This is a genomic window from Altererythrobacter sp. CAU 1778, assembly GCF_054482795.1.
Genome location: NZ_JBTLRP010000001.1, coordinates 1,414,043 through 1,431,515, shown reverse-complemented (window position 1 = coordinate 1,431,515; position 17,473 = coordinate 1,414,043). Strand labels below are relative to the sequence as shown.

The following is a 17,473-nucleotide window of genomic DNA, read 5'->3' as shown; positions in this document are numbered from 1 at the left end:
GGGCCGAATACGGCACCGTCTCATTTCTGGACTGAGGGCGCAGGGTTTCTAAACGAGGATTTCTGCTGCCGGGCCGTGGCCCAGAAAGGCCGAAGGACTGGCCGTGGCACCATAGGCCCCGGCACAGAACACTGCGACGATGTCGCCGACTTCCGCGCGGGGCAAGTGCGCCTGATCGGCCAGACGGTCGAGCGGGGTGCACAAGCATCCGACAACGTTCACGACCTCTTCCGGCTCGGCATCGAACCGGCTCGCGATGGCGAGCGGATAATTTCGCCGTACGACCGTGCCGAAATTGCCCGATGCAGCAAGCTGGTGATGCAGTCCGCCGTCGGTGATGAGAAACGTCGTACCGTGGCTCTCCTTCCGGTCGACGATGCGGGTCAGGTAAACTCCGGCCTGTCCGGCGATGAAGCGTCCGAGCTCGACACACAGCTCAGTTTCCGAAAGTGGTTTCGACAGGTTTCTCAGTTCGTTGGAAAGAGCTTTTCCCACAGCATCGAGGTTTAGCGGTTCGTCGCCGGGGAAGTACGGGATGCCGAACCCGCCGCCCATGTTCAACTTCGGCAGCGGCAGTCCCACGTCACCGGCGATCCGTGCGGCCAGCTCCAGCGTACGCGCCTGCGTATCGATAATAGCATCCGCAGACAGCGCTTGGGAGCCTGCGAAGATGTGCAGCCCGCGCCATTCCGCTCCCGCCGAGATCAGCTTGCACGCCAGGCCGGGCACCTTATCCTCATCGATCCCGAATTGCTTGGCTCCGCCACCCATCTTCATGCCCGAGCCCTTGATCTCGAACGAGGGATTTACGCGCAGGGCAATGCGGGCGGTGGTATTGGTCTCCGCAGCGATTGCCAGCGTACGGTCCAGTTCGCCCTCGCTCTCGCAGTTCAGAGTAACGCCGCTCGTCAGCGCGGCGCGCAATTCCTCGTCGCGCTTGCCGGGGCCAGCGAAGCTCACGCGCCTGGGATCGATGCCGCAGTCCTGCAGGATGCGCAGTTCGCCACTCGAAGCAATGTCGAAACCATCGACGAGACCGGCAAGATGTCGCAGCACATCCGGATGGGGATTGGCCTTGACCGCGTAGTTGACCCGGACACGCTCCGGCAGATGCTTCCGCAGCAACGCGATACGGTCGCTCAGCAGTTGGCGGGAATACACGAACAGCGGCGTGCGGCCCGCATCATCGACCAACTGCGAAGTGGTCAGGCCGCCGACTGAAAGCTGACCTTTGATCGCCGTATATTCCGAAGGAATGGGGCCGACTGGCTTCACGACGTCAGTTCCTGATAAAGCATTGTTCTGTCGATCTTTCCATTCGGATTGGTCGGCATGGCATCGCGCCAGTGTATGGCGCTGGGCTGCATGAAGTTGGGCAATTCCCGCTTCAGATGGGCGATAAGTGCTTCCGCGACGTCGCCCTCGCCTCGTGGGGTCGCGATGAGATGGATGGCGTGTCCAAGGCGTTCATCGGGAATACCCAGAGCAACTGCCTGCGAGACGACGCCCGAGGCGATGGCGCAATCCTCAAGCTCCTGCGGACTGATCCGATTGCCCGCGGACTTTATCATCGCGTCGCGGCGGCCAGCGAAATAGAGTAACCCGCTGGCCGATCGCGTCACGCGGTCGCCTGACCATACCGCCGTCCCGCCGTGCGTCGATGCAGGGGGAGCAGGCCGGAACCGCTCCGCCGTCCGCTCTGCATCCTGCCAGTACCCTTGCGCGACCAAAGGACCGCAATGGACAAGTTCGCCCTCCTGATCGTCGGCCGTGATCTGGCCTTGGTCATCAACGACAAGGATTTCTGCGAACGGGATCGCCCGACCCATCGATGTCGGGTTTGCGTCAACCAGTTCCGGTTCGAGATAGGTCGAGCGAAATGCCTCCGTCAGACCATACATCGGATAGATGTTCGCCGCCGGAAAGAGTTCTTGCAAGCGCCGCACCATCGGTTCCGTCAAGGCACCGCCGCTGTTCGTCAGACGGCGCATGGTCGCGGCGACCTCCTCCGGCCAGTCGAGTTCGGTCAGCTGCGACCAAAGCGGCGGGACCGCGGCAAGTGTCGTGACGCCATGCTTTGCACAGGCCTTTATGACGTCACGCGGCATGAGGTAATCGAGCGGCGCCACGCGCCCGCCAGCGTACCAGGTGCTCAGAAGCTGGTTCTGACCGTAATCGAATGACAGGGGCAGCACGCCGAGCACGACGTCGTCGGATTCGAGCCGCAGGTAACTCGCCACGCTGACTGCGCCGAGCCACATATTGGCATGGCTGAGCATGACCCCCTTGGGCCGGCCCGTCGAACCGCTGGTGTAAAGGATTGCCGCGAGATCCTGCGGATCGCGCTGCGAGAGCGGAGAAGGGTCGCACCGCGCTGCTTCCGCGAGAAAAGCCGTGTCCTCGATCACGGCGCAATCGCCCGGCGCATCGCCCGCTTCCAGAGAGTCGATCCGCCCGTTGTTGGCAATCAGCCCTCTCGCTCCGCTATCCGCGAGGATATGGGCCACTTGCGCCCGCTTGAGCAGCGGGTTGATCGGCACATGGATCAGCCCCGCCCGCGCCGTGGCCAGTGGCATAAGGCAGGTGAGTTCCCCCTTGCCCGCCCAACTCGCCACACGCGCGCCGTTCGAACCGAACCGCTTTGCCAGACAGTCCGCCATCTTCCCGACACGGGAGTTTAACTCCTTGTAGCTAAGCACCTCGCTGCGCAGGACCAGCGCAGGCGCATCATCCTGCCCGCAAGTGGCAAGATGATCGAGCGGCCTGGGTTCGGGATCGAGCGCGACGGGCAAGGAATTCTCCGGTTGAAACGTGCAGGCGTAAGTTCGGACAGCTATCATCGCGACGCAGGGGTTCTGCAACCCTTCGATGAGGCCGCCACTGCGCCGTTTCAGCGTGCCGAGTGGTTCTCCTTGCTCGCGGAAGGTAAAAATAATGCTGTCTTCGTCCAGGCCGAGCTTGGCGATGCGCGCGCGGCCATGGCGCTATGGCAGCATGGCAAACGTCTGGAAGCTTTGACGAACTGGTACAGTTTCAGCTGGACACCACTCATCGCTAATGATCCAGGCTGCGCGGCATTGGTCGCGCTCTGCAAGGCACTGCATTCCAGGGCTGCCAGCGTCCACCTGTCCCCGCTCCCCGACGAACACGGAACGGCCTCTCGCCTCGAAAGCGCCATGCAATCGGCAGGCTGGATCGTTTTCCGTCAGGCGTGCGATACCAATCACTTCCTGTGCATCGAAGGGCGCAGCAGCGCAGAGTGCCTTGCTGCGACGCCAGGCCGCCTTCGCACCACATTGAAGCGGAAGGCGAAGAAAGTCCGATGCCAGATTATCACGGAATTTTCGGACGATAGTTGGTTCAGCTATGAAGAAATCTATGCCGAGAGCTGGAAACCGGAAGAAGGCGACGCCTCACTTTTGCGCGCGTTTGCAGAGGCGGAGGGAAAGGCAGGCCGCTTGCGTCTCGGTATAGCTTATGATGGTCATCAGGCTGTCGCAGCGCAATTTTGGACAGTCGATAACGGCACGGCCTACATCCACAAACTGGCTTACCGGGAAAACGCCAAGCCATTGTCTCCGGGATCGAGCCTGACAGCGGCGCTGATGCAGCACGTCATCGACGTGGACGGCGTCCAGTTCGTCGATTTCGGTACGGGTGACGATGGCTACAAGGCGGACTGGATGAACGACGCCAGGCCGCGTTATCGCCTAGACTGCTACCGCCTTTCCGAACCGCGCAACTGGCCTCGCATCGCCAAGGCTGCAGTGCGGCAACTTGCGTCGAAGCGCGGTAGCGGCTAGTCGGCGGCCCGATTTCGGCACCGGGGGTTATGGTGACAGACGACACGCCATCGCAGGCTATCATCGTTCGCGACGCGGACCATCAGCAGACCGATCTGGTGCTGCGGCAGGTTCTCAGCGATGTGCTGGGGCTCGACGCGGAGCGTGTGGCGGCATTCGAAGCCGAGACCGGGCTGTTTGGTGACTTGCCAGAACTTGATTCGATGGCGGTCGCCGGATTGCTAACCGAATTGGAAGATCGTCTTGATATCATCATCGACGATGACGAAGTCGATGGCGAAATGCTGGAAACCTATGGCGGGCTGCTCGCCTTTTGCGAAGCGAAGCACAAGGGCTGACCGCGCCGCGGCGGGCTACGTGAGGCGTCGCCCGTGATTTCCAGCTGGACCACTCCTGATGGGTTGCAGGAACTGGCGATAGCCTTCGACCGGGCACGGTCGCGGCGTGTTCTCGTAATTCCCGCCCTGTTCGACGAGGCGAGCAAGATGCGGCGCCTGACGGTCGAGGTCATGCGGCGGCTCGACGGGGCCGGCATCGACAGCTTCCTGCCCGACCTGCCCGGAACGAATGAAAGCCGTCTGCCGCTGTCCGAGCAGACTGTTTCCGGATGGCGAGCGGACGTTATTGCGGCGGCAGGCCTATTTGGTGCGACGGGAGTCCTGGCGATCCGGGCCGGAGCGATCCTGGCCCCGGCCCCCCTTCCCGCGCGGCTTTACGCGCCACAATCCGGCACGAAGCTGCTTCGCACCCTGCTACGCGCACAGGCGTTATCCTCCAAGGAGGCGGGTCGGCCCGAGACGATGGAAGAATTGCTCGCGCGCGGGCGATCTGACGGAGTGACGCTGGCGGGATACAGTCTGGGAAGCGCCATGGTGGAGCAGCTTGAAAGTGCAGGGATTCCATCACACGAGCGTCTCGAGACCGTCACCCAGCCCGCCGTTGGCGGCGCTGGACTATGGCTGCGGGCGGAGCCCGATTACGATGCGGCGCAGGCTGACGCCTTGGCAGACGTCCTTCTTCGGACCGCGGCAGCATGACGCGGCGGCATATGGCATTTTCCTGCGAGGGGGATACGCTCGTCGGGACGCTGGACGATAGCGATGTGGCAATCGGATTGCTGATTGTCAGCGGTGGCAATGAACTGCGATGCGGTGCGTTTGGCGGATCGGCAGACCTAGCCGCTCACATGGCGCGAGAAGGCTTTCCCATATTCCGATACGACCGCCGGGGCATTGGCGACAGCGAGGGAGAAAATCGGGGTTTCGCGAACTCGCGAGAGGATATCGCGGCCGCGCTTGCCGCCTTCCGCGCAATGAAGCCGAACCTCCGTCATGTGGTCGCGCTCGGCAATTGCGATGCGGCAAGCGCGTTGATGTGCGCGAACCTGCCTTTCGACGCGATGGTGCTGACCAATCCGTGGACCTACGACGAGGAGGCGAAGGAGGGTCCGCTACCCGCAGCAGCCATTCGTTCTCGCTATATCGCCAATCTTCGCAATCCGCGTGAAGTATGGCGCTTGCTGCGCGGCGGTGTGGATCTGCGCAAACTCGCTGCGGGACTTCGGCAGGCCGCCGCCCCCTCGCCCACCGTTTCGGACCTGTCGCGGGAAATGCGCTCGTCTCTCGACGCGTTCGGCGGCAAGACCACTATCCTTCTGGCAGAGGCCGATCGTACTGCGCAGGCATTCGATGCCTGCTGGAATGCAGGTGCCGAAACCATCATCCGACGCGCTGCTGCAGATCATGCATTCAGCAAGCCGGCTGATCAGGTCTGGTTGCGCGACCGGATACTCGAAGTGCTCAAGACTTTCGCGTCAGCAGACTGACCAGCTCGACGTGAGTGCTCCAGGTGAATTGCCCGACGGGGCGCACTTGCTCCAGCGTGAAGCCACCTTCGACCAGAGTACGGACATCACGCGCCCAGCTCGAAGGATTGCAGCTGACGTAGACCACTGTCTGCACGGAACTCTGCGCCAGTGATGCGACCTGTTCGCGCGCACCGGCACGCGGTGGATCGAGCAGAACTGCATCGAAAGCCGCCAGCTCTTCGGATTGCAGCGGGTTCCGGAACAGGTCGCGGTGCGATGTTTCGACATTGCGGCCGCTGCGTCGCGCAGCCGTGGTGCAGGCAAGATGAGCGTCGCGCGCGGCTTCGACAGCGACAACGCTGGACTGGTCCGCAAGGGCAAAGGCAAAAGTGCCCAGACCGGCGAACAGGTCCGCGATCCTCGCACAGCGGGAGAGCCATTCGCGCGCTTGCGCGACCATTACCGCCTCGGCGTCTTCGGTGGCCTGAAGAAACGAGCCCATGGGATAACTCACGGCAACACCCGACAGGGTAATGCTGACCGGCTCGGGCTCCCAGACAGGTTCGGGGCCGTAGCCGTAGTCGATTGCCAGCCTTGCCAGCGATTGCGCCTTCGCGAACTGGGTCAGGGCCTCGCTTGCAGCGAGACCTTCGAACGCAAAACCACGGATCGCGCAGTCGATACCCTGATCGGTCACCGCAAGGTCGATGTCCCCGGTCTTGCCGTCTGCCAAGTCCAGCAGCTTGCGGAGCGGCGCGACGAGCGCAAACAGTTCCGGCGCGAGAACTTCGCACTGCCGCATATCGACCACCGCGTGCCCTCCCGCCTGCCGAAACCCGACGGAGAGGTTCTTGCCTTTCCGCTGGACGTGCAGCGTGCAGCGTCGCCGGGTGCGCAGTGTGCTGAGGTGAGGTGACAGCAGCTCACCGATCTCGAGTTCTTGACCGGATGCTGCGTATTCAACACGTTGCGAAACAAACTGCGCAAGCGATACGAAGTCGCAATGCTGCAACTGGCACCCGCCGCATTCGCCGAAGTGACGGCATGGCGGTGTGACGTAATGTGGCCCGCGTTCGATCTGCTTGCCATCGGCCAGCACTCTGTCGAGTGGCGCGGTATTGGGCACGTGCCGACCGCTGGCGGTAACGCCATCGCCCTTCGCCGCAATCCGTTCGATAGTTTCGTATTCGCTCACAGGAGCCGCGCGTAAGCTTCCGGCAGGCAATCGACAAGGCCGCTTGCGCCGAAAGCAGAGCCGGCGAGATGCGCGGCCTCACGATTTAGGAAATACCCCTCGATCGCCGCGCGCGATGGCGTGACGCCGGTGGCGAGACGACTGGCGATGATCCCGGCAAGAACGTCTCCGCTGCCCGCAGTGCTGAGCCACGGGGATGCTGGCGGAAAATACGTCAGCTGGCCATCGGGTGTTGCCAGGATCGTGTCGGAGCCCTTTGCGAGGATGTGACCATTGGTAGCGGCAGCAAGCGCGCTCGCCCGCCCGGCTTTGCCAGATGCGTCGACGCCAAACGTCTCGCACAGCTGGCGAAGTTCGCCTTCGTGGGGTGTGAGGAGGACGGGCGCGCGCCTGTCCCTGAGAAACGCGGGATCGAGCAAGATCAGGGCATCGGCATCGATCACGGTCGGCTTTCCGATAGCTAGAACCGCGCGAAGCTTGGCAGCGGACTCTTCCGAGCGTCCGAGGCCCGGACCAATCAGCGCGGCACGCACACGATCGTCGCTTAATCCGTCCGCATCTTTAACGATCTCTGGCGGCAATTCGCTGCTTGAGGTGCTGCCGACCGCCTTTACGTATCCCGCCCCGGCGTGAAGCGCCGCGCGGCTTGCCAAGGCGGCAGCGCCAGGCATTTCTCCAGCGACGATGGCGACAAGTCCGCGGGTGTATTTGTACGAGTCGCGCGAAGGCGCTGCGAGTTTTGGCCGGTTGGCCAGCTGCGCCGCGCCCTCCACGAACGGGATGCCAAGGTCGATTAGCCGCCGTTCTCCCATGATTGCCGAAGCAGGCATGGTCCAGTGGGCGGGTTTCCACGCCCCCAACGCCAGCGTGAGATCGTACGGCGGGATTGCACCATTGGCGAGGCTGCCGTCATCACTGAACACTCCGCTCGGAAGGTCCACTGCGATCCTGCACTCGTGCGACAAGCGAAGCACCCGCAGTCTATCCTCCAGATCGTCGGGGATAGGGCGCGACAGACCGGTTCCGAACAGACAGTCGACCAAGATGCCATTGGCGGGATCGACACTCGCTTTCCCGCCCCATGCCTTGCAGGCAGCAATTGCGGCGTCCGTTGCAGGAGGCATCGGCGCGACGACGTCGACGGGCAACCCTCTTTCCGCCAGCACGCGCGCTATGACGTAGCCGTCGCCGCCATTGTTGCTTGGGCCGCACAGCACGGTGACCGGGCGGCCGCCCGCCATGCGCCAAACCCATTCGGCCGCGCCGCGCCCGGCGCGTTCCATCAGCGCATCGACAGAGGAGCCCGCGTCGATCAATTGCTGCTCCGCCGCGCGCATTTGCACGGCGGTGAGGACCAGCTCAGCGTCCATCGGCCTGCACGCCCAAAAGAGAAAACGGAATGACGTATCGGTCCTGTTCGACAGCAATCGAGACCTTGTCCGCAGACACAGCCACAATTGCCGGGTCGGCACCGTCGGCGGTCTCGATTGTCGCCGGATCGTCGTTGTATCGGAACCGGCGAAAGCCACCGTCCTGATGTCGAACCGTCAGAATATGTGCTCCGCCATCGAGCGCCACCACGGCATGGCATTGCACCTGATAGGCTTCGTTGCCGGATGCGCACTCGACCGGCGTGCCGATTGCGGGCTCACCTTCGCCGTTGCAGGCTGCCAGCCCGGCCATTGCGAACGCGGCGCAGAGGCCTGCGCATCTCATTTGCCGAGCTGATCGACGTCCCGCACCGCGCCGCGTGCGGCGCTGGTGGTCATTGCGGCATAGGCACGGAGGGCTGCCGTGACCTTGCGCGGGCGATCCTTCGCGGGTTTCCAGCCGGCTTCATCCTGCGCGGCGCGGCGCGCGGCGAGCTCGGCTTCCGGTACGTGAAGTTCGATGGTGCGCGCGGGAATGTCGATGGCGATCATGTCGCCTTCCTGCACCAATCCGATCACGCCCCCTTCCGCGGCTTCGGGAGAGACATGGCCGATGGACAGGCCCGACGTTCCGCCGGAGAACCGGCCATCGGTTAGCAGCGCACAGGCCGCCCCCAGTCCCTTCGACTTGAGATAGCTGGTCGGATAGAGCATCTCCTGCATACCCGGCCCACCGCGCGGCCCTTCGTAGCGGATCACGACCACATCGCCTGCGATGACCTGATCGGTCAGGATGGCCGCGACGGCGGCATCCTGGCTTTCGAAGACCTTGGCAGGGCCAGTGAACTTGAGGATGCTCTCGTCCACGCCGGCGGTCTTCACGATGCATCCGTCGCGGGCGATATTGCCGTAGAGGACGGCGAGCCCGCCATCCTGGCTGAAGGCGTTATCGGCGCTGCGGATCACCCCGCCCTTGCGGTCGAGGTCGAGATCGTCCCAGCGGCGCGACTGGCTGAAGGCGGTCTGCGTCGGGACGCCGCCGGGCGCGGCCATGTAGAATTTCTGCACCGCCGGGCTGTTGGTGCGGGCAATGTCCCATCCGTCGAGCGCGTCTGCCATCGTCGGGCAGTGAACGGTGGGCAAGGCGGTGTGAAGCAGGCCTGCGCGGTCCAGTTCGCCAAGGATCGCCATGATCCCGCCCGCACGGTGCACGTCTTCCATGTGCACGTCGGACTTGGCCGGAGCGACTTTCGACAGGCACGGCACCTTGCGGCTCAGCCGGTCGATATCGGACATGGTGAAGTCCACCCCCGCCTCGTGCGCGGCGGCGAGAAGATGGAGCACGGTGTTGGTCGAGCCTCCCATTGCGATGTCGAGACTCATGGCATTCTCGAACGCTTCAAAGCTGGCGATGGAGCGCGGCAGCACGCTTTCGTCGTCCTGCTCGTAATAGCGGCGGCACAGTTCGACCGCGAGTCGCCCGGCGCGCAGGAACAACTGCTTGCGGTCGGCATGGGTCGCCAGGGTCGAGCCATTGCCCGGCAACGAAAGGCCCAGTGCCTCGGTCAGGCAGTTCATGGAATTGGCGGTGAACATGCCAGAGCAGCTGCCGCAGGTCGGGCAGGCGCTCCGCTCGATCTCGGTCACTTCCTCATCGGTGTAGCTTTCGTCAGCCGCTGCGACCATCGCGTCCACCAGGTCGAGCGCAACTTCCTTGCCCTTCAGCACGACCTTGCCCGCTTCCATCGGTCCGCCGCTGACGAAGACGACCGGGATGTTGAGCCGCATTGCCGCCATCAGCATTCCCGGCGTGATCTTGTCGCAATTGGAGATGCAGACCATCGCGTCGGCACAGTGGGCGTTGACCATGTATTCCACGCTGTCGGCGATCAGGTCGCGGCTCGGCAGGCTGTAGAGCATTCCGTCGTGACCCATCGCAATACCGTCGTCGACCGCGATGGTATTGAACTCCTTGGCGACGCCGCCCGCATCCTCGATCTCGCGCGCGACCAACTGTCCGAGATCCTTCAGGTGGACATGGCCCGGCACGAATTGCGTGAAGCTGTTGACCACGGCGACGATCGGCTTGCCGAAATCCTCGTCCGTCATGCCGGTTGCGCGCCACAGCCCGCGGGCGCCGGCCATGTTGCGGCCATGGGTGGATGTGCGGGAACGGTAGGCGGGCATCGGGTCTGTCCTGTCGGTTATAGCGCCGCGCTACACTAGGGGAGCGTCGGGGCCAAACCGAAGCGGAAAATCTTCATCGCGGGCAAGCGATGGCTGATGTGAGTCCCTACTCGCTTTCGAGCGCGAGCGCGGTCAGTCCAGCAACCTCGGCGATCAGCGAGGCCCAGCGCGCCTGCGCCGCCTCGTTTCCGATCTGGTCCTGCCGCACCTCGATGGCGAGATAGGGTCGGCCATGCGCCTCGGCGTGGCGGTTCATCGTCGCGTTCAGTTCCTTGCCCGAATAGGGCTGGTTGTCGCCAACCAGCAGGCCGCGCTCGCCGAACAGGCGGATGGCGTGGCGCGCGGCGCGGTCGTCCCGATTGTAGAGCAGCGCGACTTCCCAGGGACGTTCCTCCGCGCGGGATTCCAGTTCGGGCGTGAAGCTGTGCAGCGAGAGGATCAGCGCAGGCTCGGCAGCGTCGAGCCACTCGGCCAATGCAGCATGGTAGGGGCGATGGAAGCGGTCGAGCCGCTTGTCGAGGTCCGCGCCGATGTTGCCGGGGATGAGGATGCCGTCGCTTTCGGTAGGCACAACGGCAGGATGGTCTTCCTCGCGGTGCAGGTCGCAGACGAGGCGGCTGACGGTCGCGATATGCGCTGGCACGGAATGGCGTCGTGCGAGGCGCTCGGCGACGCCCTCAACTCCGATATCGACCGCAATGTGCTTCTCCAGCGCCGAAGGATCGACGCCGAGGCTGATGTTGTCCGGCACGTGGTTGGAGGCATGGTCCGCCACGCACACGATCCCGCCGCGCACGGGTTGCCCGACCTGGCGGTACGGAAGGTCGTCGATCATCATGCGCGCAATTGTCCTGTCATCTGCCACCATTCGGGATGTGCGGCGGCGATCTGTTCGGCGGCACGGTCGCGGGCTGCGGCATCGTCGAACAGCGCAAAACTCGTCGCGCCCGAACCCGACATACGGGCGAGCACCGGCTGCGTTCCGCGCAGGGTGGCGAGGACATCCGCGATGACAGGACAGAGCGCGGTGGCAGGCGCTTCGAGATCGTTGCGTCCCTCCAGCGCGATTTGCATGGGGTTGCCTTCCGGGAGGGGGCCGCGATCCTTTCCGTCCCACGCCTTGAACACCGGTCCAGTGGAAAGAGGCAGGCGCGGATTGACCAGCAGGACAGGCGTGCCTTCCAGACTACCCTCCACTGGCTCCAGCTCCGTCCCCGTCCCGCGCCCGATGCAGGTGCGGCTTTCGACGCAAGCCGGAACATCGGCCCCGAGCCGCGCCGCCCGCTCGCGCCAGTCGTGGGGCAAGCCGTAAAGATCGCGCACGATCCGAAACACCGCCCCTGCATCAGCCGAGCCGCCGCCCAGCCCCGCTGCGACGGGGAGGTTCTTTTCCAGCGTAATCGCAAGACCATCGGAGCGCGGCAAAACCGAAAGAGAGCGCGCCACGAGATTGTCGAACGGATCGTCCAGCCCGCCAGCAAACTCGCCAACAGTCTGCACGCTGTCCTGCCTGGTAGATCGTGCCGTCAGCACATCGCCAGCGTCCACGAATGCGAACAGTGTTTCGAGTTCGTGATAGCCATCATCCCGCCGCCGCCGGACATGCAGCGCGAGGTTGATCTTGGCGAAGGCGGTCTCGGCGGACACTTGCGCTTTCCTACTTCGCTCGACCCACCAAAACCACTGCGGCTCCTTGGAATTGCTGGTCGGTACTTTCACATTTGCGGAAAAGTTCTCGAAAAGCGTCAACTTCGCTTTGTCGCCGTTTTCGGCGGTTTTCCGCGCTCAGGAAGCGACGATCAGCGCTCTCACTGTCTCAACTTCGTCAGCCTTACCCTTCCGCTTCACATATTCGGATAGTTCGGCCCGCCGCCGCCTTCGGGCGTGGTCCATTCGATGTTCTGGTTCGGATCCTTGATGTCGCAGGTCTTGCAGTGGACGCAGTTCTGCGAGTTGATCTGGAACTTCGCCTCGCCCGTGTCCTCGTCGGTCAGCCATTCGTAGACGCCCGCTGGGCAGTAACGCGTCGAGGGACCGGCATATTCGCCAAGCTCGCTGACCTTCTGCAATTCCATGTCGCAGACCTTGAGGTGGACCGGCTGATCCTCCGCGTGGTTGGTGTAGCTGTAGGCGACGTTGGTAAGACGGTCGAAAGTGATCTCGCCATCGGGCTTGGGATAGTCGATGGGCTTGTAGAGGTCCGCGCGGTGCAGATGCTCGTAATCCGGCTCGTGCTTCATCGCGATCGGCAGGCCGATCTTGAGGTAGCGCATCCACATATCGACGCCCGCAACAAGCGTGCCGAAATCGCCGCCGAACTTGGCGACGGCAGGCTCTGCATTCTGCACCAGCTTGAGCTCGTCCGCGATCCAGCTGTCGCGCACGGCGGCGTCGTATTCCATCAGTTCGGTCTTCTCGCTCCCCGCTTCGATTGCGGCAGCGACGCTCTCAGCAGCGAGCATACCGCTCTTCATCGCGGTGTGGCTGCCCTTGATGCGGGGCACGTTGACGAAGCCCGCCGCGCAGCCGATCAGCGCGCCGCCGGGGAAGGCGAGTTTCGGCACGCTCTGCCAGCCGCCTTCGTTGATCGCACGCGCGCCATAGGCCACGCGCTTGCCGCCTTCGAGGTATTCGCGGATCGCCGGATGGGTCTTCCAGCGCTGGAATTCCTGATAGGGCGAGACGTAGGGGTTTGCGTAATCGAGCGCGGTGACGAAACCGAGCGCCACCTGACCGTTCGCCTGATGGTAGAGGAAGCCCCCGCCCCAGCTCTCGCTTTCCGAAAGCGGCCAGCCTTGCGTGTGAATGACGCGGCCCGGCACGTGCTTGGCCGGGTCAATGTCCCACAATTCCTTGATGCCGAGCCCATAGACCTGCGGCTGGCAGTCCGCCTCGAGGTCGTATCGCGCTTTCATCTTCTTGGTGAGATTGCCGCGCACGCCCTCTGCGAAGAGCGTGTACTTGGCGTGGATTTCCATGCCGGGCTGGTAATCGGGCTTATGGCTGCCATCGGCGGCGATGCCCATGTCCTGCGTGATGACGCCGCCGACCGCGCCGTTTTCATCGATGATGACCTCTGCCGCCGGGAAGCCGGGGAAGACCATCACTCCAAGTGCTTCGGCCTGTTCGGCCAGCCAGCGTGTCAGATTGCCGAGCGATCCGGTGTAGCAGCCCTTGTTCGAAAGGAACGGTGGCATCATCAGATGCGGCATGCCGTACTGCTTGGTCTTGCTGAGCACCCAGTGCCAGTTATCCGTCACCGGCGTTTCGGCCATCGGGCAACCCTGATCGCGCCACTCGGGCAGCAGCTCGTCGAGAGCCTTGGGATCGACCACTGCGCCGGAAAGGATGTGCGCGCCGATTTCGGAGCCTTTTTCGAGCACGACGACTTCGAGGTCTTCCTTCACCTGCTTAAGCCGGATTGCAGCGGCCAGCCCGGCAACTCCGCCGCCGACGATGACCACGTCGCAGGGCATCGATTCACGTTCGCTCATGGAAGTCCTCTTATATTCGATCGATAAAGCGCATCCGTGCCTTGATTGCTGCCGTGCGGCAGGTCAAGACCGCAACAGGTTCACCTATGTCCGCCACCGAAACACAAAATCTCGCCTCTGCGCTGGCTGCCGCTACGGATTGGTGGCGGGAGGCGGGCGTTGACTGCGCCTTCGTCGATGAGCCGCAATCATGGCTGCAGGCGAAAGAGGTTGAAGCCGCTGTCAATCCGGAGCCTCGGCGCGCAACAGACGTGCTTGTGAAGGCACCGGAGCCAGTGCGTCCTTCTATCGGCGGAGCGGCGTCCGAATGGCCCGGCGATCTTCCCGCCTTCCAGGAATGGTGGATGACGCAGGACACCCTCGCCCCGCCCGGCGCGTTGCGGGTAAGACCGTCAGGTCCGGTGGGCGCAGAGCTTTTGCTCGCCGTCGCCCATCCCGAGCAGGCAGACGGCGACACGCTTCTTTCCGGCCCATTGGGACGCTTCTTGCGCAGTTTCACGAAAGCGGCCGGGCTGGACGAAACTTCGCTGTATTTCGCGAGCCTGCTTCCCGCCTGCACTCCGCATGAGGATAGCGCCGAACTTGCTCAGGCGGGTATCGCAGATATCTTTGCGCACCACGTCTCGCTGGTAAAGCCCAAGCGCTTGCTGGTCTTCGGAGCAGACGCTTTGTCGCTCATGCAACACGATCCGGCGCAAGGCCCTGCCGAAGTGCGGGAATATGCGATTCAGAGCGGGACAGTACCAATGCTCTGCGCCTGGGGACCGGACCGGCTCGGCCAGCGGGCAAGAGCGCGAAAGGCATTCTGGAACACATGGCTTCAATGGACCGCCCACGCCGACTGATCCTCGCGGCAGCTGCGCTCGCCACGGGAACCGCGCTTGTGCCGACCGGCGCGAGTGCAAGTTCAGCAGAATACTTCATCGCCAAGGCGCGCGGCACCGAGGTGCCAGCGCAGCTTTCGGCCGAGGACCGTGTTTATTACACCAACCTTTTCGACGCTGTCGACGCGGAGGACTGGGCGCGCGTGGATAGCTTGCTTGCAAGCCGTACCGACGGGCCGCTGCATGGCACGGCACGTGCAGAATACTACCTCCACGCAAACAGCCCGCGCGTTGAGCTTCCGCAGATCGAGGCATGGCTGGCCGCCAATCCGAACCTGCCTCAGGCCGAGCAGATGGCCGCGCTTGGCGCGAAGCGCGGCATGGTGTCCGCACCCTACCTGCCGCCCGCTCAGTCGCTGACCTGGCAAGGCAGCGCGCCAAAGCGGATGCGCCCGCGCGAAACCGACGACGGGACGATGCCGCGGGACATTGCCAACACCATCCTCCAGCATATCAAGGATGACGATCCGGACGGCGCCCGGCAGCTGCTCGACGGAATCGACGCGGCGCTAAGCAGTTCTGCGAGGGCTGAATGGCGGCAGCGCGTGGCATGGTCTTACTATATCGAAAACCGCGACACCGCCGCGCTGGCGATGGCCAACACGGTCGGCGAACGTGGCAGCGGGCCCTGGGTTTCCGAGGGCGATTGGGTCGTCGGATTGGCTTCCTGGCGCCTGGGCGATTTCCAGACGGCAGCAGCAGGTTTCCACCGCGCGGCGAGCAGTGCCCACAGCCTGGAGCTGGGGGCCGCGGCCTATTACTGGGCGTCGAGAGCCTACGTCCGCAGCCGCCAGCCCGAAAAGGCGGCGGAAATGCTGCGCGGCGCGGCGCGGATGGATGAGACGCTTTACGGGATGCTCGCCGCCGAGCAACTCGGCAGCGATCTGCCGCGGCGCACGGCCGGCTCGGACTTCACCGCACAGGATTGGGCAGGGCTCAGCCAGATCGATAACGTGCGCGTTGCTGCGATGCTCGCCGAACTCGGTCGTGACGAACTCGCCGATCAGACCTTGCGTCACCAGGCACGGATCGGCGATCCTTCGCAATTCGAAGCGCTTTCGCGGCTCGCCCGCGCGATGGGATCTCCGCAGACACAATTGTGGATGGCCCACAACGCTCCTCGGCGGGCGAGCGCGGATCCGGCTGCGCGCTATCCCGTCGCCCGTTGGCAGCCGATCGCGGGCTGGAAGGTCGATCCCGCACTGGTTTACGCCCATGCGCTTCAGGAATCGAACTTCCGAGCCTCGGTCGTCAGCCCGGCAGGTGCGCGCGGCCTGATGCAGATCGTCCCCGCCGCCGCGCGCGATCACGCAGGCAAGTTGGGTGTCGCCGGCAATGCGCGCGACCTCAACCAACCCGAAGTGAACCTTGCTTTCGGCCAGGAGCATCTGGGTATGCTCAGCCGTTCCGGCGCGACGCAGGGTCGGTTGCCGAAGATCATGGCGGCCTACAACGCGGGGCTGACCCCGGTGACCCGCTGGCAGGGCGAGATACGCGATCAGAACGATCCGCTGCTGTGGATGGAGTCGGTTCCCTATTGGGAGACGCGCGAATACGTCGCGATCGTGATGCGCAATTACTGGATGTACGAGCGGCAGGCCGCTGCCACGTCACCAAGCCGCGTTGCGCTGGCGCAAGGGCAATGGCCGGGGTTCCCGGCGGTCAGCGCGAGTACCCGCCTGTCCTACAGCGGTGCGGACTGAGCGTGGCGATCGACGAAAGCCTGCCCTTCAAGCCTGTCCGAATCGCCGTTCTCACGGTGTCCGACACGCGCACGGCGCAAGATGATACGTCCGGCGACATCCTGACCGAACGGGTCAAAGGCGCGGGCCATATCCTCGCAGCGCGCGCAATAGAGCGGGACGACGTCGCCGGTCTGGCTGCGCGGTTCAGCAACTGGATCGACGATCCGCAGATCGACGTGATCGTTTCGACCGGCGGTACCGGCATGACCGGGCGCGATGTGACGCCGGAAGCGCTCGACCGCATCAAGGACAAGGACATCCCCGGGTTCGGAGAACTGTTCCGCTGGTTGAGTTACAAGACCATCGGCACCTCGACGATCCAGTCGCGCGCCTGCGCGGTGCTCGCTCGCGGGACCTATATCTTCGCCCTGCCGGGTTCCAATGGCGCCGTGAAGGACGGTTGGGACGGCATCCTTGCCGAGCAGCTCGACAGCCGCAACCGGCCCTGCAATTTCGTCGAATTGATCCCGCGTTTGCGGGAGCGCTAGATTTCCCGGAGGCCCGCACGGCGGGCACGCCGCTTCATTTCCTCGATCTCACCTGCCGCAAATGCGCGCTTGGGGAACATCGAATAGAGCATTTCGGACTGATAGAGGATCAGGAGCGAAGCGGTATCGGCGAATGCGTGGAAGTCACTCCAGGCGAGCCTGCTGTTACCGCGTGCCGAAGCCATCCTCACGCCCTCATCGTCCCAACGCAGGGCAATCTCGTCGCGCAAGGCCGCAGTCTGGCGATAGTGCCGCCGCGCCTGCCAAGGCACGACCCACCACAGGGTCACGGCGAAAGCGATCGGCAGGGCCAGCGCCGCTGCGATGGCGAACAACATCACCTGTCCCTTGCCGACCGAAATTGCGGCGACGGCAAGAACCACGAGAAGTCCGATCAGCAATGGCAGGAGCGGGCGCGAGAACAGTCGCTTCATCGAGGTGAAACGGGCGGCTTCGACCACCTCGTCCTCTGCGATGAAGAAGACTGCTTCGCCCAATCG

The 17,473-nt window shown here is 63.8% G+C and carries 17 protein-coding genes; 7 read left to right on the top strand and 10 right to left on the bottom strand.

What is annotated here, in order from left to right; translation table 11 throughout:
* Positions 1-48: 48 nt before the first annotated feature.
* Both ACXYN8_RS06775 and ACXYN8_RS06770 read right to left on the bottom strand, forming a co-directional pair.
* Positions 49-1,275, bottom strand: a complete 1,227-nt coding sequence (locus tag ACXYN8_RS06775) for a pyridoxal-dependent decarboxylase, exosortase A system-associated (protein WP_458888576.1) — start codon at positions 1,273-1,275, stop codon at positions 49-51.
* Entirely contained in the window at positions 1,272-2,792 is a 1,521-nt protein-coding gene (locus tag ACXYN8_RS06770) for an acyl-CoA ligase (AMP-forming), exosortase A system-associated (RefSeq protein ID WP_458888575.1), read from the bottom strand. The genes ACXYN8_RS06775 and ACXYN8_RS06770 overlap by 4 nt, the downstream gene beginning before the upstream one ends.
* Positions 2,793-2,804: 12 nt before the next feature.
* Here ACXYN8_RS06770 and ACXYN8_RS06765 point away from each other — a divergent pair, with 12 nt between their 5' ends.
* From ACXYN8_RS06765 to ACXYN8_RS06750, 4 genes are read left to right on the top strand one after another with little or no spacing between them, the layout of a single operon-like run.
* The gene (locus ACXYN8_RS06765) at positions 2,805-3,803 is read left to right on the top strand and encodes a GNAT family N-acetyltransferase (RefSeq protein ID WP_458888574.1); all 999 of its coding nucleotides are present in this window, start codon (positions 2,805-2,807) and stop codon (positions 3,801-3,803) included.
* A gap of 29 nt (positions 3,804-3,832) precedes the next feature.
* A complete protein-coding gene (locus ACXYN8_RS06760; protein ID WP_458888573.1) occupies positions 3,833-4,141 on the top strand; it encodes a phosphopantetheine-binding protein in 309 nt (102 codons plus the stop codon).
* Between the two features lie 33 nt (positions 4,142-4,174).
* Positions 4,175-4,840 (top strand): alpha/beta hydrolase family protein, encoded by a 666-nt coding sequence (locus ACXYN8_RS06755; protein WP_458888572.1) that lies wholly within the window; start codon positions 4,175-4,177, stop codon positions 4,838-4,840.
* Positions 4,841-4,851: 11 nt separating this feature from the next.
* Positions 4,852-5,628 (top strand): hydrolase 1, exosortase A system-associated, encoded by a 777-nt coding sequence (locus ACXYN8_RS06750; RefSeq protein WP_458888570.1) that lies wholly within the window; start codon positions 4,852-4,854, stop codon positions 5,626-5,628.
* On the opposite strand, the gene ACXYN8_RS06745 is transcribed toward ACXYN8_RS06750, so the two are convergent.
* The 7 genes from ACXYN8_RS06745 to ACXYN8_RS06715 all read right to left on the bottom strand — a co-directional run bounded on the left by ACXYN8_RS06745 (position 5,603) and on the right by ACXYN8_RS06715 (position 13,856).
* A complete protein-coding gene (locus tag ACXYN8_RS06745; RefSeq protein WP_458888569.1) occupies positions 5,603-6,805 on the bottom strand; it encodes a class I SAM-dependent RNA methyltransferase in 1,203 nt (400 codons plus the stop codon). The genes ACXYN8_RS06750 and ACXYN8_RS06745 overlap by 26 nt on opposite strands.
* A complete protein-coding gene (locus ACXYN8_RS06740; protein WP_458888568.1) occupies positions 6,802-8,175 on the bottom strand; it encodes an NAD(P)H-hydrate dehydratase in 1,374 nt (457 codons plus the stop codon). Before ACXYN8_RS06740 ends, ACXYN8_RS06745 begins: the two co-directional genes overlap by 4 nt.
* Positions 8,165-8,521: a hypothetical protein gene (locus tag ACXYN8_RS06735; protein WP_458888567.1), complete on the bottom strand. Its 357-nt coding sequence runs from the start codon at positions 8,519-8,521 to the stop codon at positions 8,165-8,167. The genes ACXYN8_RS06740 and ACXYN8_RS06735 overlap by 11 nt, the downstream gene beginning before the upstream one ends.
* Positions 8,518-10,362, bottom strand: coding sequence for a dihydroxy-acid dehydratase (gene ilvD, locus ACXYN8_RS06730; protein WP_458888566.1), 1,845 nt, complete (start codon positions 10,360-10,362; stop codon positions 8,518-8,520). The genes ACXYN8_RS06735 and ilvD overlap by 4 nt, the downstream gene beginning before the upstream one ends.
* Before the next feature lie 106 nt (positions 10,363-10,468).
* Positions 10,469-11,200, bottom strand: coding sequence for an N-formylglutamate amidohydrolase (locus tag ACXYN8_RS06725; RefSeq protein ID WP_458888565.1), 732 nt, complete (start codon positions 11,198-11,200; stop codon positions 10,469-10,471).
* Positions 11,197-12,009, bottom strand: coding sequence for a 4-(cytidine 5'-diphospho)-2-C-methyl-D-erythritol kinase (locus ACXYN8_RS06720; RefSeq protein WP_458888564.1), 813 nt, complete (start codon positions 12,007-12,009; stop codon positions 11,197-11,199). The genes ACXYN8_RS06725 and ACXYN8_RS06720 overlap by 4 nt, the downstream gene beginning before the upstream one ends.
* Before the next feature lie 197 nt (positions 12,010-12,206).
* Positions 12,207-13,856 carry an electron transfer flavoprotein-ubiquinone oxidoreductase gene (locus ACXYN8_RS06715; protein ID WP_458888563.1) on the bottom strand — a complete coding sequence of 550 codons (1,650 nt, stop codon included), beginning with the start codon at positions 13,854-13,856 and terminating at the stop codon, positions 12,207-12,209.
* A gap of 86 nt (positions 13,857-13,942) precedes the next feature.
* On the opposite strand from ACXYN8_RS06715, the gene ACXYN8_RS06710 reads away from it, so the two are divergent.
* From ACXYN8_RS06710 to moaB, 3 genes are read left to right on the top strand one after another with little or no spacing between them, the layout of a single operon-like run.
* On the top strand, positions 13,943-14,701 hold the full coding sequence (locus ACXYN8_RS06710; protein ID WP_458888562.1) for a hypothetical protein: 759 nt from the start codon (positions 13,943-13,945) through the stop codon (positions 14,699-14,701).
* Positions 14,680-16,443, top strand: coding sequence for a lytic transglycosylase domain-containing protein (locus ACXYN8_RS06705; RefSeq protein WP_458888560.1), 1,764 nt, complete (start codon positions 14,680-14,682; stop codon positions 16,441-16,443). The genes ACXYN8_RS06710 and ACXYN8_RS06705 overlap by 22 nt, the downstream gene beginning before the upstream one ends.
* Positions 16,444-16,445: 2 nt before the next feature.
* Complete coding sequence (gene moaB, locus ACXYN8_RS06700; protein ID WP_458888559.1) at positions 16,446-16,973, top strand: molybdenum cofactor biosynthesis protein B; 528 nt, start codon at positions 16,446-16,448, stop codon at positions 16,971-16,973.
* On the opposite strand, the gene ACXYN8_RS06695 is transcribed toward moaB, so the two are convergent.
* Complete coding sequence (locus ACXYN8_RS06695; RefSeq protein ID WP_458888558.1) at positions 16,970-17,470, bottom strand: YcxB family protein; 501 nt, start codon at positions 17,468-17,470, stop codon at positions 16,970-16,972. The genes moaB and ACXYN8_RS06695 overlap by 4 nt on opposite strands.
* Positions 17,471-17,473 lie beyond the last annotated feature (3 nt).

Excerpts from the sequence above, each read along its gene's own strand:
- ACXYN8_RS06705 (WP_458888560.1), top strand. The coding sequence starts at position 14,680 with ATGGACCGCCCACGCCGACTGATCCTCGCGGCAGCTGCGCTCGCCACG.
- ACXYN8_RS06735 (WP_458888567.1), bottom strand. The coding sequence starts at position 8,521 with ATGAGATGCGCAGGCCTCTGCGCCGCGTTCGCAATGGCCGGGCTGGCA.
- ilvD (WP_458888566.1), bottom strand. The coding sequence starts at position 10,362 with ATGCCCGCCTACCGTTCCCGCACATCCACCCATGGCCGCAACATGGCC.
- ACXYN8_RS06725 (WP_458888565.1), bottom strand. The coding sequence starts at position 11,200 with ATGATGATCGACGACCTTCCGTACCGCCAGGTCGGGCAACCCGTGCGC.
- ACXYN8_RS06760 (WP_458888573.1), top strand. The coding sequence starts at position 3,833 with ATGGTGACAGACGACACGCCATCGCAGGCTATCATCGTTCGCGACGCG.
- ACXYN8_RS06710 (WP_458888562.1), top strand. The coding sequence starts at position 13,943 with ATGTCCGCCACCGAAACACAAAATCTCGCCTCTGCGCTGGCTGCCGCT.
- ACXYN8_RS06740 (WP_458888568.1), bottom strand. The coding sequence starts at position 8,175 with ATGGACGCTGAGCTGGTCCTCACCGCCGTGCAAATGCGCGCGGCGGAG.
- ACXYN8_RS06715 (WP_458888563.1), bottom strand. The coding sequence starts at position 13,856 with ATGAGCGAACGTGAATCGATGCCCTGCGACGTGGTCATCGTCGGCGGC.
- ACXYN8_RS06750 (WP_458888570.1), top strand. The coding sequence starts at position 4,852 with ATGGCATTTTCCTGCGAGGGGGATACGCTCGTCGGGACGCTGGACGAT.